The 4,557-nt window shown below is 46.8% G+C and carries 4 protein-coding genes; 1 reads left to right on the forward strand and 3 read right to left on the reverse strand.

What is annotated here, in order from left to right:
• Both B3180_RS14840 and B3180_RS14845 read right to left on the reverse strand, forming a co-directional pair.
• Positions 1 to 1,526, reverse strand: a 1,526-nt coding sequence (locus B3180_RS14840) for a S8 family serine peptidase (protein WP_286845272.1), incomplete at its 3' end; no start/stop codon positions are given.
• A gap of 337 nt (positions 1,527 to 1,863) precedes the next feature.
• A complete protein-coding gene (locus B3180_RS14845; protein WP_278358953.1) occupies positions 1,864 to 3,030 on the reverse strand; it encodes a methyl-accepting chemotaxis protein in 1,167 nt (388 codons plus the stop codon).
• Between the two features lie 200 nt (positions 3,031 to 3,230).
• Between B3180_RS14845 and B3180_RS14850 the strand changes: the two genes are divergently transcribed.
• A complete protein-coding gene (locus tag B3180_RS14850) occupies positions 3,231 to 3,887 on the forward strand; it encodes an epoxyqueuosine reductase QueH (protein WP_054490416.1) in 657 nt (218 codons plus the stop codon).
• Positions 3,888 to 3,958: 71 nt separating this feature from the next.
• Here the strand turns inward: B3180_RS14850 and B3180_RS14855 are convergent.
• Positions 3,959 to 4,557 (reverse strand): TonB-dependent siderophore receptor (locus B3180_RS14855; RefSeq protein WP_286845275.1); only part of this gene is annotated, 599 nt, incomplete at its 5' end.

A 4,557-nucleotide genomic window follows, 5' to 3' on the forward strand; every position in this document is an offset into this window, starting at 1 on the left:
GAACAAGTTTCGGTATTACCGCTTTGGTATGGACGACAGTCGTAGCTAGACTGAGTTGGCTCTGAACCGAAACGAACGTACAGGTCAGCATCGCCTGAACCGCCGTTAATGTTAAAGCTTAAGTCAGTCGCACCGGCTGGAACATCTAAGGTGTAGTACAGAGAGTCGCCAGTTGTAGCGGACAGGTTGCTAACGGTTTGACCGTTCGTCAGTTCGCTGCCTGTTGGTGGCTCTGGATCTCCACCGCCGCCTGAGCTGTCACAGCCATTAGCGTCGATGTAGTCGATAGCGTCTTTGGTTTGTGCTAAACCGTAACCGAATTTAACGTCACGTCCTGCTGCACCTAGGTCCTGCGCTGTGGTGTTAAGAACGCCACGAATTTCTTGTGCGGTACAGGTTGGATGATGTGACCAAACTAGCGCTGCAACACCAGCTACGTGAGGTGACGCCATAGACGTACCGCTCATAGTACCGTAGTTACCTTGCTGGCCAGTGCCTTCTGGGTAAGTTGAAAGAACATCAACACCCGGGCCTGCAATTTCAACTTGGCTGTTTTTCTGCGAGAAAGACGCCAGGTTTTTACTGCTGTCTACGGCCGCAACTGAAACAACGGCGTTGTATGATGCAGGGTAAGACATTGGGTCTGTTTCGCTATAAGCTGAACCGTCGTTACCAGCAGCGGCTATAAGCAGAACGCCCTGGTTATGAAGGTCTTGCATAGCGCTTGCTTCGGTCTGGCTTGATCCGCCACCACCCAAGCTCATGTTAACGACGTCTGCGCCGTTATTAGCACAAGTTTCAATCGCTGAAACCAGTGAAGATGAATAACCCCAGCCGCTTGAGTTAAATACTTTTACAATGTGCAGGTTAGGGTTGCTGCCAATAACGCCACGAACGCCCAGGCCGTTATCTAAAGCGGCAATAGTACCAGCAACGTGTGTGCCGTGAGGGCCACCATTATCATGCCAGTTACCTGTGCCGCTATCGTTAGTACCGTTGATGGTGCCGCCTCGTGTACCCATGTCTTCGTGCGGCAGCTCTAAACCTGAATCGATAACACAAATTTTCTTACCACCGGCAGATGCAGCTGCAACGCTGTCATCAACTAAGTCAGCCTGAACCTGGCCGATGCCGTAAGGTACGTCTTGAGCCATGAAGCGACGTTTTTGGTCAACTTCAACGTATTCAATGTTAGGGTTTTTCTCAAGGCGCTTTTTCTGTTTTTCGGTAAGTTCAGCAGCAACTGCCAGGTTATGGCGCATGCTGAGTTTTACTTTACCGCCGGCCTTTTTGACCATGTTGTTTGCGCGAGATATCGCGAGTTCAGAACGGCCACGGTTCCCCATTTTCTGTACGGCGTTACCATTATTCTTAAATTTAATAATGTAACGTTGCGGAGCGGCGCTTTCGATTTGCTTCTGGTTATCAAGTAGTGGCTGAGCTTGAGAATGCTCAGGTGGTTTTGCAAAAGCAGATGAAACCGACACTGCCAAAGCAGACAGTGTAAGAACACTTAGTTTTTTCATAACGTAATATTCTCTTTTTGTTTTTATGTGGACTGCAATGAGTCCTTCAAAGAAGGCAGCAGAGGATACGTCGTTTGGCTGCACGAAAATGACGTCGTTTGACATCATTTGTTGCATTTAATAACAAAAAATAAACGATTTAAAGGGTGAGAATGTAAAGATTGTTTAAAGGCTTTACAGAATTTCAACATATGTAGCGCTATAACCTAGGCCTGATATGGCCATTGAGGTATTTTCATGTGTTGCAATTTTTATAAGTTGGTAAAGGCTACCTTGATTGATACTCAGGCGGTCTGTGTATATCCAAATTGAATATACACAGTTTAGTTAAACGATATTAGTCGTCCAGTTTATCCATTTGCTTAACGATTTCGTTACTGAGGTTATTCAGTTCGTCAGTATTACTCGACAACGTTTCTGCCTGTTCATATGCGCCATCACAAAGTTCGCTCAGCACCTGAATACTTTTACTGACGTTCTCTACGGCATCATTCTGCTGCTTACTGGCCTCGGTTACCATGTCCACTTCGGCATTAATTTCGCGTATTGAAGCTAATACCAGATTAAATGATTCAATGGTTTCCGTGGATATGATCTGAGCTTCTTTAGAAGCCTCTAAAGCCTGATCGCTAATTTCACCAGATGATGAAATAACAGCGCGAAGCTCATTAGTCATGTTAACAATGTCACTTGTCGTCGCTTTGGTCTTTTGAGCTAAAGAACGGACTTCGTCAGCAACTACTGCGAAACCTCTTCCGTGCTGCCCTGCCCGGGCTGCTTCAATGGCAGCGTTAAGAGCCAACAGGTTGGTCTGTTCAGTTACGCTTTCAATCAACTCGACGAAGGAAGTGATTTTTTCAGCACTTTTTTCAACTTTATCAAAGCTACTGTCGAACAACTCGACGGAGCTAACGAGTTTATTCAATCGTTCGGCGAGTTTGCTAATCTGTTGCTCAGAAGTAATGCTGACCTCTGAAACCGAGTCGGTATTGCTATTAATGCGCTCAATTGTTGCCGTCATTTCGTTCATGCTGGCAGAAATTTCTTCAATAGTGGAGGCCAAGCTAGTCGACTGCTCACTCAGTTTTTCGCTGGTCACATGAGACCGATCAGAAACAGAAGCCGTGCGTTCCGCCAAGTTGCTTAGTTTCTCTGTGGCCCCATCCACATGGGTCAAAATACGACTGAAGCGCTTCAATGCACGATTTAATGAACGAGCAATTTGCCCAAACTCACTGTCGCTGCTTAAATTTACTCTAGGGTCGAGGTTACCGTTACTGACTTGTTCAGCCATACTCTTAAGTTCTTTTACCGCGAGCGTGAGAAACCGTCGTGAAATTATAAAGAACACAACAGCTAATAGTGTAATAACCAGACCGGGCACGGCAAGCACACCGTCGGTTATGTCGGAGAATAGAGCAAGCCCCAGGATAACAGCTAGGCTTACCAGAAAAAGAAGGTTTATCTGGTTAATTCTAGCCAGGGACATGTTAGATAATTTCATTGTTTTACTTTCCACTTAAAGGTCAAAAAAAGCGGTGCAAAGTAATCTAGAATTGAGAGTAAAGATAGCTTTTTTCCAATAGGTTTTGTCGATAGTCAACATCGAAAAAACAGGGGACAATTTTTCATCAAGGTTAGTGGTTTTTGCCCCCGCCTGTTTGAGTTATAATTCGCACAAATTTCAGCCGCGAAGAGAGAGTTATGGCTAGAAACAAGAAAGAATCCATTGTTTTAGAGACGCCTACGGGCTCTGACCATGTGCTGCTGCACTCTTGCTGCGCACCTTGTTCAGGTGAAGTAATGGAGCGGATGGCTGAAGCGGGCATTAAGTTTACGATTTTCTTCTATAACCCAAATATTCACCCTGAAAAGGAGTATTTGCTGCGTAAAGAGGAAAATATTCGCTTTGCAGAAAAGCTTGGTGTGGACTTTATTGACTGTGACTACGACACCAAAAACTGGTTTGAGCGGGTGAAAGGCCTGGAATGGGAACCTGAGCGTGGTGAGCGTTGCAGAGTGTGTTTTGATATGCGTTTTGAGCGTACGGCGTTGTATGCGCATGAAAACGGCTTTGACACCATTACCAGCTGCTTAGGTATTTCACGCTGGAAGAATATGGAACAGATTAATGATTGCGGTCAGCGTGCGGTTGCGCGTTATCCCGGCCTGCACTACTGGACCTTTAACTGGCGTAAAAAAGGTGGCTCTGCCCGCATGGTAGAAATTGCCAAGCGTGAGCGTTTTTACCAGCAGGAATATTGTGGCTGCGTTTACTCATTGCGCGACACCAACCGCTGGCGCCTGCAAAATGGCCGCGACCGTATTCAAATTGGTGTTGAGTACTACACTCCTGAATAAACTCCCCCATAAAAAAGCCCCGAACGCTGGGAAGAAAGGCGTCCGGGGCTGCACGTGAAACTTACTAAGTCTTAAAAGTTATAACGGAAGTTCGCCATAACCGTGCGTTGCTGGCCGTAGAAACAGTCACCGCGCGCGCCACACGAGGTAATCACTGTTCTGTCTGTCAGGTTGTCAACATCCAGGCTCAAGCTGTAACTGCCCCAGTCGTAACCAATCATGGCGTCGAACACCGTGTAACTTGGCGTTTCTAAGTACAGTGGGTTGCCGTTATATACCACGTTACCGTCAGAGGTGTTCCCTACATAGCGAACGCCGGCACCAACTTTAAAGCCATTCCAGTTGTCCGGACGGTAAGTTCCCCAAACAGAAGCTTGATGATCAGGAGTGGCTGACAGTGGCTTGCCGACTTCAGATGGGATGTTGCTCTTGCTAACAGCCGCGTCGGTGTAGGCATAGCTGGCGTAAACGTCCAGAGAGTCCCAGGCGAGCTGTGCTTCAAATTCGACACCTTCAATCTCTACTTCGCCTATTTGTACCTGGCCATCCGGATTTGGTGCATCAGCATCGTTTACCGGAGTTGCCCGGTTCTCTTCTGTAATTTGATAAGCGGCAATGGTTAACAGGTGCTCTGTACCCTGAGGCTGGTACTTAATACCGGCTTCCCACT

This window comes from Idiomarina sp. UBA4206, from assembly GCF_002383015.1.
GTDB classification, from domain to species: Bacteria; Pseudomonadota; Gammaproteobacteria; order Enterobacterales; family Alteromonadaceae; genus Idiomarina; species Idiomarina abyssalis.

Excerpts from the sequence above, each read along its gene's own strand:
- B3180_RS14845 (WP_278358953.1), bottom strand. The coding sequence starts at position 3,030 with ATGAAATTATCTAACATGTCCCTGGCTAGAATTAACCAGATAAACCTT.
- B3180_RS14850 (WP_054490416.1), top strand. The coding sequence starts at position 3,231 with ATGGCTAGAAACAAGAAAGAATCCATTGTTTTAGAGACGCCTACGGGC.